Here is a 15,404-nt window from a genome sequence, read left to right on the forward strand (position 1 = left end):
CTTATTCATCCTTTTGATATTTTTTTCTTTTATAAGTTGGTACTTTTTTTTCTATAACTCCAATTATCTGTTCCTTATCACTATTTACTACTTTTTTAAACTCATCTATGGATTCTTCTACAAAATTTATGTCTATTTTATTTGGCTTTTCAACAAATATCTTATCATGTTCTGTGGAAGTTAAAGCTACTTCGTTCATAAGCAGTTCTTCATACAATTTTTCTCCCGGTCTAAGTCCCGTATATTTTATTTTTATATCCACATCTGGTTCATATCCAGATAGTGTTATAAGATCTTTAGCTAAATCCACTATTTTTACAGGCTTACCCATGTCTAATACAAAAATTTCTCCACCATGAGCTATAGCACCTGCCTGAATGACAAGCTGTGCAGCTTCAGGTATTGTCATAAAAAATCTATTTATTTCAGGATGGGTTACAGTTACAGGTCCTCCATGAGCTATCTGCTTTTTAAATAGTGGAATTACGGAACCATTGCTTCCCAAAACATTTCCAAATCTTACAGCTACGTATTCAGTTTTACTGGCTTCATCAAAAGCCTGAACCATAATTTCACAAAATCTTTTAGAAGCCCCCATGACATTGGTTGGATTAACCGCCTTATCAGTACTTATCTGAACAAATTTCTCTACTTTAAATTTGTCACAGCATTTAAGTACATTATAAGTTCCAATTATATTATTTTTAACTGCCTCTGCAGGATTGCTTTCCATAAGTGGTACATGTTTATGGGCAGCCGCATGAAAAACCACCTGGGGTTTATATCTATCAAATATATCTGAAAGTCTCTCCACATCCCTTATAGAACCTATAATTATTTTTTTATTTAATTCAGGATATTTATAGTTCAATTCCATTTGGACATCGTAAACATTATTTTCATATATATCGAGTATTAAAAGCTGTTTTGGTTCAAATCTAGCTATCTGCCTACAGAGTTCGGAACCAATGGATCCTCCGCCGCCTGTTACAAGTATAATCTTGTCTTTTATGTATTTGCTTATATTTTCATTATTTAACTTTACCTCTTCCCTACCAAGTAAATCTTCAATATTTACATCTCTAATCTTTGAAATGTTCACATTTCCATCTATCATTTCATATATTCCCGGTAAAGTTTTAAGTTTGCATTTTGTACTCTTACATATATTTATAATTTTCCTTTTAGTTTTAATATCTGCAGAAGGCATTGCTATTATTATTTCCTCTATATTTGCTTCCATGCATATCTTTTGAATCTGATCTCTTCCACCTAAGACCCTTATTCCATTTATCATTTTTCTCTTTTTTGATTTGTCATCATCTATAAGCCCGATTATATTATAATTAAAATTTTTATGTTTTTTTATTTCTTTTATAAGCATGGCTGAAGCATCTCCTGCTCCAACTATAAGCAATCTTTTGCTTTTTCTTTTTTTATATTCTCCTGTGTTCCTGTCTTCCGATACTCTATATATAAACCTTATTCCACCCAATGCAAGTACTGATAATATCCAGAAGATTATATGCACTGTATATGGAAATCTATAATACCTGTTTTCAAGAAATTTATAATTTATAAGATAACTGTAAATTATAAATATAAGATTGGCCAGTGACACAGAATACACAATGGAAACAAGTTCCTCCACGGACGCATACTTCCATATACTGTTGTATAAATTGAATATTTTATTTAATAACAAAGTTATAACTACCACAGGAATAACGGAAAGTTTTAAAAATATCATATATTCCGATGGTATGTTAAAATCGAACTTAAGTAATAGAGCAAAATAAAGTGAGATTATTAGGAAAAATATATCGTATATTATAAGTTTTTTATCTTTCTGCATTTCAACACTTCCTAAGATCATTGTAAGAGTTTCCTATAAAAACTCTCTTTATCTATTTTACATCATAAACGAAATTATTCAACACATTTTTTAATTCCGCAGCTTTTGTATAATTATGTTATAGGTGTAAGCATCTACTTTTTAGTTAATTCATCATGTACATTTTTAAACAGTTCCTGTTCTTTTAAATTTAAAAGATATTTCATAAAAGGTATTTTTAGTTCTTCTCTCTTTAGTGCATATTCTACTGTAGCCTGAAGAAATCCAAGCTTGTCACCTACATCATATCTTCTTCCTTCAAAATTGTACGCATACATAGCTTCATTTTTAGCAAGTGTTCTTAAAGCATCTGTAAGTTGAATTTCCCCTCCTTTTCCTGGAACAGTATTATCCAATATTTCAAATATATAAGGAGTTATTATATATCTGCCGAGTATACCTATATTAGAAGGAGCTTCTTCTACCTTGGGTTTTTCTATTAAATCCTTAACTTTATATACTCTGTTTTCTATATACATGCCTTTCACTATACCGTACTTATAAACTTCACTTTTAGCTACTTCCTGAACTCCTATAATTGAAGTTTTATACTCATTATAACAATCTATAAGTTGTTTTAGGCAGGGAACCTGGCTATCCACCACGTCATCACCCAGCATTACCGCAAAAGGCTGATTCCCCACAAAAGTTCTGGCACAGCTTATTGCATGCCCCAACCCCTTAGGCTCTTTTTGTCTTATATAGTAGATATCTGCCATATTTGATATATCCCTTACCATTTTCAAAAGTTCATCTTTTCCCTTGCATTCCAGTTCTTTTTCCAATTCTACCGATTTATCAAAGTGATCCTCTATTGCTCTTTTATTTCTTCCTGTTATTATAAGTATCTCTTCTATACCCGACGCTACTGCTTCCTCTATAATGTATTGTATAGTAGGTTTATCCACTATAGGGAGCATTTCCTTGGGCTGAGCCTTTGTGGCAGGTAAAAATCGTGTTCCCAGTCCTGCTGCCGGTATTATGGCTTTTTTTACATTCACTGTAAAATCTCCTTTCCCATCAAGTGATTTTTCTAGCTCTTAGATATACCTTTAATTATATTGTCCAATTGAACTACCACTTCATCTTTGGGATTTAATTTTTTTGCAATTTCCAGATGGATTTTTGCATCCTTTAAATCTCCAGAATTTAAATAGCACATTATGAGATTTGTACATATTTCTACAGATTTAGTAGCTTCAAAAGCTTTTCTCAGATAAGCTATAGAAGTTTCATATTCTCCGATAGAAGCATAATTTATTCCCATTTCATTTACAATTTCTACTATACTGCTATCTATATTCAGAGCTTCATTTAGATAATAAATCGCTTTTTCATAGTTTTCCAGCATTCTATAGGCAACGGCAATATAATAATATAGCAGAGCATTATCACCTAATGTATCCATAAGTGGTATTAAAAGTTTTAAAGCTTTTGTTGGATCTGCAGGTTCATTCTCCAAAAGCTCTTTTCCCCTGTCATAATTCACAATGGATATTAACCACTGCTTCAGATCCGTTACTTCTAAAGTCTCTTCTCCACCTTTTTTTATATAGTTGTTTATACAAAATAATGCTCCTTCATAATCTCCATTTTCCTTTTTTATAATGGCTTCATAAAAATAGGGAAGTGCATAATTTTCTTTAAGCTCGGCTTTTTCCAAAATTTCTAATTCCTCTTCTTCATACATATTATTTTTTTTTCTAATTTCATCTACCATAATTATGAGTTTGTCATATATCTCCCTGGTATCTTCTAAAATAGATAATCCCTTTAAAATTACATAAGCATCCTCATAGTTTTTATTTTTAATATTTTTTGCAATTATGCCTTTTATGAATTTACTATTGTTTTCATCACTTTTCAATATATTCTTATAATATTTGCCAAACTTAAACTTTACATCTGCTCCCAATACATAGAACATTCCTTCAATAAAATAACCTACCGGTATTTCATCCATATTTCTTTTTGATTTAATATTATTTACTATATATTTAGAGCTCACTGGCAAATATATATTTTCTGAAATCTTGACTCCAAATATTTTTTCAACATTTTTTTTATCAACTTCTAAAAATAGAAGTTCAGACAACTTCTCTGCAAAATACGATTTTATATCCATAAACCTTATCACCTACATCACTTATCAGCAATTTGCATTTCTAATTATATCCATAACATTTTTTTTAAAAGATTCCATTTTATCCTGAGAGTCTTTTAAACTACTGCCTATTACAGAAAGATATATTTTTATTTTAGGTTCTGTTCCTGACGGTCTTACTACAAACCCGGACTTATCCTCCATAATAAATTTAAGTACATTTGATTTAGGCAATTTTATGATCTTCTCCCTTATGTTCACCAGATCTTTTTCAACGCCTAATTTATAATCCAATTTTTTAATTATTTTCACATTCCCCAGCGTCCTTTTCATAGAATGTCTCAAGCAATGTAGTATTGTCTCAATTTCCTCATGTCCCTTTTTCCCTTCAAGTTCTATAGAAATTAATTTTTCTCTATAAAAACCGTATTTTTTATAAAGATCCATTAGTGCTTCATAAAGGCTCTTGCCTTTCATCTTATAATACAAAGTCATTTCACATACTAAAGTAGAAGCAATTACTGCATCTTTATCTCTCACAAAATCTCCAGACAGATATCCATAGCTTTCTTCAAAGCCAAATATAAATTTTTTATCTCCTTTTTCTTCAAATTCCTTTATCTTTTCTCCTATATATTTAAACCCGGTAAGTACATCTGTCACACCTATTTTATAATCCTCAGCTACCTCAGCTGCCATTTCCGTAGTAACTATTGTCTTAACTATTTCACCATTTTCAGGCAACCTATTAAACTCTTTCAAAGACATTAGAATATAATGCGTCAAGAGCACTCCAACCTGATTTCCCGTAAGTACTTTGTATTCGCCCTGAACATCCTTTACCACTACACCCAGTCTATCGCAATCCGGATCCGTTCCGAATATTATATCTGGTTTTATATTTTTTGCCATGTTTAAGGCAAGATGAAACACTTTTGGATCCTCTGGATTTGGATATGCTGCAGTGGGAAAATTTCCATCTGGTTTTTCCTGTTCCTTAACCACAAACACATTCTCATATCCAAGCTCCTTTAAAGTTCTTCTCACTGGAATATTTCCAGTTCCATGAAGAGGAGTGTATATTACCTTTAGCTCCTTTGCATGGTAATGCACAAATTCTTTCCTTATCACCAGGTTTTTTACCTTTTCTATATAAGATGTATCTATTTTTTCTTCTATTATGTGAAGAAGTTTTTTATTCTCCGCTTCTTCCACGCTCATATGTTTTATCTCCGAAAAATCTTGAATGCTTTCTATATTGGAAAGTATTTCATTTGCAGAAATATCTGTTATCTGACCGCCATCTTCCCCATATACTTTATATCCATTATATTGTTTGGGATTATGTGATGCTGTTATGACAATTCCTGCCTTACACTCCAGTTTTCTTACTGCATATGAAAGCATTGGGGTAGGATGAAGTGTTTTAAAAAGATTGACTGTAATTCCATTGGCGCATAGATTACATGCAGCTGTCTGTGCAAATTCCTTAGACATTATTCTGCAATCATAGGCTATTGCCACAGAGATACCTTTTTTATACTTTTTTACAAGATATTTAGACAATCCCTCTGTAGCCTTCCCAACAGTGTGTATGTTCATTCTATTTGTTCCTAAACCTATTACACCTCTAAGGCCCCCTGTACCAAATTCCAGATCTTTATAAAATCTATCTTCTATTTCTTTTTCATCAGTTATATCTTTTAACTCTAATTTTTCGCTCTCATCTATATAAGGTGAGTTCAGCCAGTATTCATATTTTTCTCTATACATACTATTTCCCCCTATATGCAATATTTAACAAGTACTATTATACTATAAAACATAATTAAAAACACTTATGCCATCATATTTTTACTACAGTTTCATTTTATACATTTATATGAAATATTATTTTAAATTTGTCCATAATTTATTCTACAAAATTTACACCCATAATGTTGAATTTATAAACCAATTAACATATAATTATATTAGTTTTTATTAATAATGCAGCCCAGCCCTTTAATTTCAAGAATTAAAGGGATATTTTTATGAAGGAAGGTGCTTTATCAAGTTGTATAGATTAGATCAAAACGAAACACCATTATTTGACGCATTAATGGAATATGTGAATAGGGAAACCATACCTTTTCATGTCCCTGGGCATAAAAAGGGTGTTGGAGTAGATGATGAATTTAAAAAATTCATGGGCGAAAACCCTTTTAAAATTGATGTTACCGTATTTAAACTGGTGGATAGCCTTCATCATCCCAACGGCCCTATAAAAAAAGCCCAGCAATTAGCTGCTGATGCCTATGGTTCAGATTCTGCCTTTTTTTCAATTCACGGCACATCTGGGGCTATACAAGCAATGATTATGTCTGCAGTAGCTTCTGGAGATAAACTGATAATTCCCAGAAATGTTCACAAATCTGTTACTGCCGGAATTATATTAAGCGGCTCCATACCTGTTTATATGCAGCCTGCTTTAGACAAAACCGTTGGAATTGCACATGGTGTCACTCCTGAAACCGTAGAAAAAACTCTACGGGAGAATCCTGATGCAAAAGCAGTTTTAATTATAAACCCCACTTATTACGGAGTGGCTACAGATATAAAGAAAATAGCAGATATTGTACATAGTTATGATATTCCATTAATTGTAGACGAGGCTCATGGACCACATCTTGGTTTTAATGACAACCTGCCAATGTCATCTATACAAGCTGGTGCAGATATATGTGCCCAGAGCACACATAAAATAATCGGCGCTTTAACTCAATGTTCCTTACTTCACGTTAACTCAAAATACATTGATGTAAATAGAGTGCAGCAAGTGCTGTCGCTACTTCAAACAACCTCACCTTCATATATTTTAATGGCTTCGCTGGATTGTGCCAGAAGACAAATAGCTCTTCATGGAAAAGAACTTTTGGACAAAGCCATTGAACTTGCAAATTATGCCCGATATGAGATAAATAATATTCCAGGTTTCTATTGCTTCGGTGAAGAAATAGTGGGAAATGAAGGTGTTGTTTCACTGGATCCAACTAAAATAACTATAACCTGCAGGGATTTGGGAATCACCGGCTATGATTTGGATATGATTTTATCAAACAAATACCACATTCAGATGGAGCTGTCAGATATATATAATGTTCTAGCTGTAGGTTCTTTTGGTGATACCAAGAAAAATATGAATTCTTTAATAAACGCTTTAAAGGAAATAAGCAGTGAATATTACGGCATGGGAAACAAAAAATCAGATTTTCTCGATATACCTGATATACCAAGACAGTTAAAAATCCCTCGAATAGCTTTTAATTCTCCCAAAATTCCAATAGCTTTAAAAAACAGTGTGGGCATGATAAGCGGTGAATTTTTAATGGCATATCCTCCAGGAATACCTATACTTTGTCCAGGGGAAGAAATAACAAGAGAAATTGTAAACTACGTACAGGAATTAAAAGATACCGGTCTATACGTTCAAGGTACAGAAGATCCTGAAGTTGAATACATTAAAGTTGTAAAATGAACGATTTAGGTATATAAAGTACTTTAATCAGTCCATTATATACCTATCTATTATATTATCAGTTTTTATTCAATATTTTTTATATAATTATGAGACAATGGAACCAAGGGCTATAGAATAAAGTTTTGATTTGGCACTGTCTGATCTGGATACCAATACTACTGGGCATTTAGCACCAACTATAATTCCTGCACTCTCTGCACCAGCAAAATATGTCATGGATTTTCCAAGTAAATTACCTGATTCTATATTGGGAACCAGTAGTATGTCCGTATCACCTGCTACTTCACTTGTTATTTGTTTATGTTCTGCAGAAATCTTAGATACAGCAATATCAAGTGATAGGGGGCCGTCAACTATACACCCATTTATCTGACCTCTTCTATTCATTTGTGTCAGCACCGCTGCATCTAAAGTTGCCTGCATGGTTGGGTTTACAACTTCCACTGCACATAGAGATGCTATTTTAGGCAGATTTATCCCCATTTTATGCGTTACAAAAACTGCATTTTTTATTATACCTGCTTTTTCCTCTAAATTAGGATATGGCAGCATTCCTCCATCTGTCAAAAACAATAATTTATGGTATGATGGGACATCATAAATCATCACATGGGATAAAAGTTCCTTTCCTCTAAGCCCTGCTTCCTTATTTAAAACAGCCCTGAGAAGATCTGCTGTTTTTATCATGCCCTTCATTATAAATTGAGCTTTCCCTTCAGACACAAGTTTTACAGCTGCCGCTGCCGCCTTAGATGGATCCTTTTCATCTACTATTTTTATATTATCTTTATACAATCTTTCCTTTTTCAATATATCAACTATACTTTCTTTATCCCCTACTAGAATTGCATCTACAATTCCAAGTTTCACAGCTTCTGTAACAGCTTTTAATACTTCAACATCCTGAGCCACAGCTACAGATAGTACTTTTTTACCCTTTTTCTTAGCTACATCCATAAGTTCCACTAATCTTTTTACCATTTATATACTCCCCTCTATACTTTAAAAGATGGCAAAAAGTAAGTTCCTTTTACCATAATAAAATTTACTTATTGCCATCTTTATCATATATTATATATAATTAATGTATAATTTTTTATTACCTATTATATAATATTCTATCATCTATATGTTTAACAGATTTACATCCCGTTAAAACCATAGCTGATTTCAAATCGTTTTTTAAATTTTCCACATATAATTTTACGCCTTCTTGCTGTCCTCCAAAGGATGCAGTTACAAAAGGCCTCCCTATAAGTACAGCATCTGCACCAAGAGCCAACATTTTAAGTATATCTACTCCACTTCTGATTCCACCATCTGCTAATATTGTAACTTTACCCTTGACTGCTTTAGCTATACCAGGAAGAACCTCTGCTACCCCGGGGGTATGATCCAGTACTCTACCCCCATGGTTTGAAACCACTATGGCATTTACCCCTGCCTCAGCAGCAAGCTCTGCTTCATCCGGTGTCATTATACCTTTTAATATAAATGGAAGTTCAGTGCTTTCTACAATTTCCTTTATTTCTTTTATAGTCTTAGGTCCCACAGGTTTTCCATGAAGTGACAGGGTTATCAGCCCTGCTGCATCTATGTCCATACCTACGGCAAAAACTCCTGCCTCTTCTGCAAGTTTTATTTTATTTATAACATTTTTATTCTCCCAAGGCTTTATCACAGCTATGCCATTACCTTTATATTGTTTCAACTTTTCCAGATTAGTAATTAAAAAAGAATCTACTGCAGTATCTCCCACTATAGGGTATATTCCTCCATCTAAACATCCACCTATAACCCAGGATATATATTCCTCTTCAGTAAATTTTCCACCCATATTAAGGGTAGTTCCAGATACTGGAGCTGCAAAAACAGGTATATCCATCTTCCTTCCAAATAGTTCTATGGAAGTGTCCGGATCCTTAGCATCATGTATAACCCTCATGTTTAATTTATATTTATTAAGTGCATTGAAATTTTCTTTAAAAGAATCTCCTGTTCCCTTGCCTCCCATACCTGGAACTTCACCTGCACAGGCATTTCCATTGCAAGCAGGACATACCCTGCAGCTTCCATTTAGATTTTCACGTGCATTTTTTAATACATCCTTATAATTCATAATAATAACACCGTTAAATAATAACCTATATCTATGTAGGATCTTCATTATTTAGCGGACTTTTCACCCCTCTCCTCTAAATATAATAATTATATCATATAAAATAAAATCTAATTACTTCGATTTATATTATTTTAACTCCACTAATGTAACCCCGGTACCTCCTTCGCCATACTCTCCCAATCTATAATTTTTCACATGGGAATGATGTTTCAGCATATCTGTTATAGAATTTCTAAGTACACCAGTCCCCTTGCCATGTATTATGGTTACTTCCTTGAGTCCACCCAGATAAGCATCATCTAAATATTTATCTGTAGTATAAATTGCTTCTAAGGAGTCCATTCCCCTTAAATCCACAGAAGTGGAAACATCCCTCAAATTTAATTTAGCTTCTCTTTTTACTTTCTTTTTTTTATCTTTTAAACCACCTTTACAAGCTCTTAAATCTTTTAAATTCACGCTTATTTTCATAATCCCGGCTTGAACCTGTAATTCTCCCTTATTATCTGGCTTGGATAAAACCAATACCTTTTGATTTAGAGAGGGAATAAACACTTCCTGACCTTCTTTTACAGATTCAATTTTTTCACCATCTTCAGTTTTTGTGCTGTATAATTCTTCCTCGGTTTTTTCCAATTTATCTTTAAGTTTCTTCCTGTTTTCTTCTAACCTGTGTCTTGCCGAAGAAGTATATCCCATTTTCTCTAATTCCCTCATATCCTTTAAAATTTTATCTGCTTCTTCTTTAGACTGCCTTAATATTTCCTTTGCTTCTCTCCTGGCTTCAATAATGGATTTATCCTTTATATTCTGCAGCTTGTTTGCCTTTTCCTCATATTTATATTTGATTTTAGCTGCCTCATTTTTCAAAACCTCTGCTTCTCTGGCATAATTTTCAGCTTTTGATCTTTTTTCCTGAAGACTTTGAATTAAATCTTCAAACCTTAAAGCTTCACTAGCTATATTTTTTCTTGCATCTTCTATTATAAATTCAGGCAATCCAAGCCTTTTCGATATTTCAAAAGCATTTGATTTTCCTGGTACTCCTATCATAAGTCTATAAGTCGGCTTTAATGTTTCTACATCAAATTCCACTGAAGCATTTTCTACACCCTGACTTTTCAGTGCATATACTTTTAATTCACTATAATGAGTTGTAGCAACTATAGTACATCCCCTGCTTTTCAAATTTTCAAGTATGGACACTGCCAATGCTGCACCCTCTGTGGGATCCGTACCCGCTCCTAATTCATCAAATAACACCAGAGATTTTTTATCCGATTCTTTAATAATATTTACTATATTTGACATGTGTGAAGAAAAGGTAGATAAATTCTGCTCAATACTCTGTTCATCCCCAATATCAGCAAATATTTCAGTAAAGAAACCCACCATTGAATTTTCCCTGGCAGGTATCATAAGACCACACAATGCCATAATATGCAAAATTCCTATAGTTTTAAGTGCTACTGTTTTTCCTCCTGTATTTGGACCGGTTATAACCAGGCAAGTAAAATCCCTGCCTATGTGTACATCCATAGGTACTACCGCCTTTTTATTTATAAGAGGGTGTCTCCCCTCTATTATATCAACTAATCCCTCCTCATTTACCTTTGGAATAGTTGCATTTAATTCACTGCCGAATTTGGCTTTTGCAAATATAAAATCCAATTCCCATATTATATCTGCATTGATTTTAACTGCATTTATATTTTCATATATTTCACCGGATAATTCAGCTAATATCCTATCTATTTCTGCTTTTTCCTTTAATCTTAGTTCTTTTATTTCATTATTTAAATTTACAAGTCCCATAGGTTCTATATAAAGTGTAGCGCCACTGGAACTTTGATCGTGCACAAGTCCAGGCACCGAGGATTTATTTTCTGCTTTTACGGGCAGTACATATCTATCTCCTCTCATGGTATATAAATTATCCTGTAAATATGGAGAATAGGCCCTTATAAATGAATTTACCTTATCCCTCACAGAGGCATTTTTATCTTGTAAGCTTTTTCTAATATTATATAATACGGAGCTTGCTTTATCAGATATTTTTTCTTCACTTTCTATCGACATAAAAACTCTGTTTTCCAAATCTTTTAAAACTATAATGCCTGCACATATATCTTCTATAATTTTAAAATGCTCTTCATCTTCTTTGGTACTTATATATTTTTGGAATCTTCTAGCAGCTCTCAAAACAGCGCCTATTTTCAAAATTTGTCCAGGCATTAGGACAAAACCTTTTTCAGCCATTTCTATACCCTGTCTTACATCATATACCCCTTCAAAGGGGGGATTCCCTCTAAATATAAGAAGCTTTAGCGCTTCACTGGTTTCCTGTAGATGTTTCTTTACTTCATATATGTTATTGTACGGAGTTAAAGCTTCTATTAAATCTTTACCCGCACTGGTATTTGCATATTTTTTTAATTTTTCTTTTATTTTATTAAATTCTAGTATTTTTAATGATTTTTCATTCATTTAAATTTATCTATCCTTTCAATGAAAAATAAGCTTATTATTTGTTAATATAATTTATTCTACACCATTTTTATAATGTCCTCGTGTAAATCCACTAAAATCACCTTCAAATTCTTCTTTTTCAAAATATCTTAATATTTTTTTAGTCTGATTATAGTCCTCATCTATAAAATCCATTCTGAAGCTGTTTATACCCATATTCCTTAATTCCCTTATATTGGGTATCAAATTGATAGGCACAGTATTATATACATAACTTCTGCAAAACTTATCCGTTTTTAATTTAAATTCTTTTTTCTTTCTGTCTAAAAGTGAAAATTCTCCCTTTTTACAGGCTTCATTACAGCCTTTAGAACTGCATTTATTTCCGACGGCACTTCCTATAACACAGTGTTCACTTATCATAAGTTCTATTTTACCATATACCAGTACCTGTGCTTTAGCCCTGGCTTTTCCAATAAGATCCTTTATTTCATGTTTGTTTAATTCCACACTTAGGCAATCCCCATTTGTAATTTTACTATAAAAATTTAAAGCAGAGCTATTTGTTATATTTAACTTATAATCTCCTAAAATTCTTGTTTTATCTTTTAATTTACTTATTACACCTAAATTTGCAGTAACTATACCCTCAATTTTACTTAGGTTTTTATTTATAAACTCTTCTATATAATTAAATTCCTCTTTTACTATATTGGGTATTTTAATATATATTTTTTTAAATTTAAAGTTTTCTAAATTCTCAATTTTACTCTGCTGAAATGGATTTATACATATACACTGAAAATTTGATTCCAATGCTGCCTTTAATTGTTCATCGCTGCTTACAAATACCATTTTTTCAGGTAAACTCTCCTCATCAAATTCATTTTTTATAATAAATGGATTATAAACTTCCCTATGGCAATTATTATTTCCACTATTTTTATTCAATATATATTTTTTGATTTTTTTCAAAAGCTCTCTTCTAACTTCATTTAGTGCAGATACAGGTAAAAAACCACTTTCAAAATATTTAAACTCTATACTGCTGAATTCAAATATTTCTTCTCCTGTTTTATTTAAATTTTCATATATTCTTTCTTTATTCAGAGGCTGCTTTAATGCTTTTACAACTTCTTTTCCCTCTGCTTTAAAATCCACACCATCATAACAGGTGTGTAATGTAATAGGTTTTCCCTGCTGAAATCGTACCGTCAATGGCAATTTAACCTTTTTTAAATGGTGATTTTTATAAATTTCCTGCAATTTTCTAATTTGTGTTAAATCAGATGTCTTGTATATTACATTTTCACCTCTATATTTAAAAGGTATGATTTTTACATTTTCTCCTGCACAGGCCCTTACTACTTCTCTTTTCCCCTTGAATATCTTAGAAACAGCAAAGCCTTCATTTCCAATTCGCACTCCATCCCCTACAGATATGCTCCCAATTAAAGAAATAGTTTTATCATCTTTAATACGGCCTATTCTTATTCCAGTATTTTTAGGGAAAGAATAAGACATCATATCCTTTCCAGTGTTTCCATATAAATAAGCTTTTGAAAAACCTCCTCTATTAAATAATTGCAAAAGGTTTTTTTTACTATTATTTAAATATAATATATCATTTAATTTTTCAGGGTTCTCATAAAAATTATCCATCATATTTCTATATTCTCTTACCACTCCTGCCACGTATTCAGGTCTTTTCATTCTTCCTTCAATTTTTAAAGATGATGCACCACTCTTCATTATTTTTCCTATATCCTCAATAGTACACATATCTTTAGGACTCAAGAGATACCCACTTTTTTTATTCTCACCTTTTTTATCTATTATTTCATAGGGAAGTCTGCAGGGCTGAGCGCACCTTCCCCTATTTCCACTTCTACCTCCAATGATACTACTCATAAGACATTGTCCGGAATAACAAATGCAAAGGGCACCATGTATAAATATTTCCGTTTCTATTCCCATATCTTTAGATATATGTTCTATTTCCTTCAATGAAAGTTCCCTTGAAAGTACTATTCTTTTAAATCCTGCCTTGCTTAAAAACAGGGCAGCTTCACCGTTATGTATGGTCATTTGAGTGGAAGCATGCAATTCAAAGTTTGGAAGCCTATCTTTTAAAATGGAAGAAAACCCGATATCCTGCACTATAAGGGCATCTACTCCTATATTATATAAAAACTCAGCATATTTACAAGCTTCATTTAACTCCTTTTCTTTCATTATAGTATTTATAGTCACATACACTTTAACATTATATAAATGGCAATACTCTACTGCACTTTCCATGTTATTGTCATCAAAATTGTGTGCATAAGCCCTGGCAGAAAATTTATTTCCTCCTAGGTAAACAGCATCTGCTCCTGCTCCAATTGCAGCATATATGCTTTCTAAGCTTCCTGCTGGAGCTAGTAATTCTATTTTTTTCATGAATTTATCACCTTCACATCAATTATATAATAAATTAGCATAGTTGAAAATTATATTGTAATTTTATCTTTTTTAAAACCATATATTATAATTGAAACAATTATAATATTATATGAATAAGTAGAAATTCAGGAGGTAAAACTATGGCTTTTTATATAAGTTATCCAACTGATGATATATATATATCAGAATTTTTTTCAACTCAAAATTTTGTATCATCCCCATTTTTATATACAGGAGAATATACAGAACATAATAAATGTCCAGATGCTTATAGAAGTCTATTAAAATTTAATACTACAGATATAATACCATCTAAAAGTTTCATAGAAAAAGTAACTTTGCATCTCTATGTAAATAGGAAAGATAAAACCGATTATAAACATTCATCTCAATGTTTAACTGTTTATAGTAATCTAATAAACTTCAGTGAAAATACGGCAACTTGGAATAATGCCCCTAATATTTCTATAACTCCATATAGTAAAACAATTTTAAATAAAGATATTGGCAACTATATACAGTTGGATATCACCTGTCTGTTTCTCAAATGGCATGATAAGATTATCGCAAATAATGGCATAACCTTAGTGGGAACAGAAAATATTATTGATACCATAATTGGATATGGCAGCAGCAGATCTTCCAATTCACCTTATCTCTCAATTAAATATACTTATAATACAGAATGCCAACAATACACCCAAATATAACTGTTGGCAATATTACATAAATATAAGAAATTATTATTTAACGTATGTAACAAAAAACCTAGAAAATCTATATATTATAATTGAAACATTTTTAATTATTTATACAAGAGAATAATACTCGAAAAGTGAGGAGGAAAATT

At 32.1% G+C, this 15,404-nt stretch carries 10 protein-coding genes; 2 read left to right on the top strand and 8 right to left on the bottom strand.

Features of this window, described 5'->3' with window-relative positions; genetic code table 11:
- Position 1 precedes the first annotated feature (1 nt).
- The 4 genes from AB8U03_RS09270 to AB8U03_RS09285 form a co-directional block, all read right to left on the bottom strand.
- Positions 2-1,855, bottom strand: a complete 1,854-nt coding sequence (locus AB8U03_RS09270; RefSeq protein WP_369704266.1) for a polysaccharide biosynthesis protein — start codon at positions 1,853-1,855, stop codon at positions 2-4.
- A gap of 134 nt (positions 1,856-1,989) precedes the next feature.
- Complete coding sequence (gene galU, locus AB8U03_RS09275) at positions 1,990-2,895, bottom strand: UTP--glucose-1-phosphate uridylyltransferase GalU (protein ID WP_369704267.1); 906 nt, start codon at positions 2,893-2,895, stop codon at positions 1,990-1,992.
- Positions 2,896-2,927: 32 nt separating this feature from the next.
- A complete protein-coding gene (locus tag AB8U03_RS09280; RefSeq protein WP_369704268.1) occupies positions 2,928-4,019 on the bottom strand; it encodes a tetratricopeptide repeat protein in 1,092 nt (363 codons plus the stop codon).
- A gap of 24 nt (positions 4,020-4,043) precedes the next feature.
- A complete protein-coding gene (locus AB8U03_RS09285; protein WP_369704269.1) occupies positions 4,044-5,771 on the bottom strand; it encodes a phospho-sugar mutase in 1,728 nt (575 codons plus the stop codon).
- Between the two features lie 283 nt (positions 5,772-6,054).
- Here AB8U03_RS09285 and AB8U03_RS09290 point away from each other — a divergent pair, with 283 nt between their 5' ends.
- Complete coding sequence (locus tag AB8U03_RS09290) at positions 6,055-7,515, top strand: aminotransferase class I/II-fold pyridoxal phosphate-dependent enzyme (protein WP_369704270.1); 1,461 nt, start codon at positions 6,055-6,057, stop codon at positions 7,513-7,515.
- Positions 7,516-7,602: 87 nt separating this feature from the next.
- On the opposite strand, the gene AB8U03_RS09295 is transcribed toward AB8U03_RS09290, so the two are convergent.
- The 4 genes from AB8U03_RS09295 to AB8U03_RS09310 all read right to left on the bottom strand — a co-directional run bounded on the left by AB8U03_RS09295 (position 7,603) and on the right by AB8U03_RS09310 (position 14,551).
- Positions 7,603-8,499: a bifunctional enoyl-CoA hydratase/phosphate acetyltransferase gene (locus tag AB8U03_RS09295; RefSeq protein ID WP_369704271.1), complete on the bottom strand. Its 897-nt coding sequence runs from the start codon at positions 8,497-8,499 to the stop codon at positions 7,603-7,605.
- A 118-nt stretch (positions 8,500-8,617) separates the two neighbouring features.
- Entirely contained in the window at positions 8,618-9,637 is a 1,020-nt protein-coding gene (locus tag AB8U03_RS09300) for an alpha-hydroxy-acid oxidizing protein (protein ID WP_369704272.1), read from the bottom strand.
- A gap of 129 nt (positions 9,638-9,766) precedes the next feature.
- Positions 9,767-12,127 (bottom strand): endonuclease MutS2, encoded by a 2,361-nt coding sequence (locus AB8U03_RS09305; protein ID WP_369704273.1) that lies wholly within the window; start codon positions 12,125-12,127, stop codon positions 9,767-9,769.
- A gap of 54 nt (positions 12,128-12,181) precedes the next feature.
- Entirely contained in the window at positions 12,182-14,551 is a 2,370-nt protein-coding gene (locus AB8U03_RS09310) for a DUF3656 domain-containing U32 family peptidase (protein WP_369704274.1), read from the bottom strand.
- Positions 14,552-14,694: 143 nt separating this feature from the next.
- On the opposite strand from AB8U03_RS09310, the gene AB8U03_RS09315 reads away from it, so the two are divergent.
- On the top strand, positions 14,695-15,264 hold the full coding sequence (locus AB8U03_RS09315) for a DNRLRE domain-containing protein (protein ID WP_369704275.1): 570 nt from the start codon (positions 14,695-14,697) through the stop codon (positions 15,262-15,264).
- Positions 15,265-15,404: the final 140 nt, after the last annotated feature.

The sequence above is a fragment of the Clostridium moutaii genome (genome assembly GCF_041205085.1).
Classification (GTDB): Bacteria; Bacillota; Clostridia; order Clostridiales; family Clostridiaceae; genus Clostridium_B; species Clostridium_B moutaii.

Coding starts and splice junctions, on each gene's coding strand:
- AB8U03_RS09315 (WP_369704275.1), top strand. CDS start 14,695: ATGGCTTTTTATATAAGTTATCCAACTGATGATATATATATATCAGAA.
- AB8U03_RS09285 (WP_369704269.1), bottom strand. CDS start 5,771: ATGTATAGAGAAAAATATGAATACTGGCTGAACTCACCTTATATAGAT.
- AB8U03_RS09270 (WP_369704266.1), bottom strand. CDS start 1,855: ATGCAGAAAGATAAAAAACTTATAATATACGATATATTTTTCCTAATA.
- AB8U03_RS09280 (WP_369704268.1), bottom strand. CDS start 4,019: ATGGATATAAAATCGTATTTTGCAGAGAAGTTGTCTGAACTTCTATTT.
- AB8U03_RS09295 (WP_369704271.1), bottom strand. CDS start 8,499: ATGGTAAAAAGATTAGTGGAACTTATGGATGTAGCTAAGAAAAAGGGT.
- AB8U03_RS09310 (WP_369704274.1), bottom strand. CDS start 14,551: ATGAAAAAAATAGAATTACTAGCTCCAGCAGGAAGCTTAGAAAGCATA.
- AB8U03_RS09300 (WP_369704272.1), bottom strand. CDS start 9,637: ATGAATTATAAGGATGTATTAAAAAATGCACGTGAAAATCTAAATGGA.
- AB8U03_RS09305 (WP_369704273.1), bottom strand. CDS start 12,127: ATGAATGAAAAATCATTAAAAATACTAGAATTTAATAAAATAAAAGAA.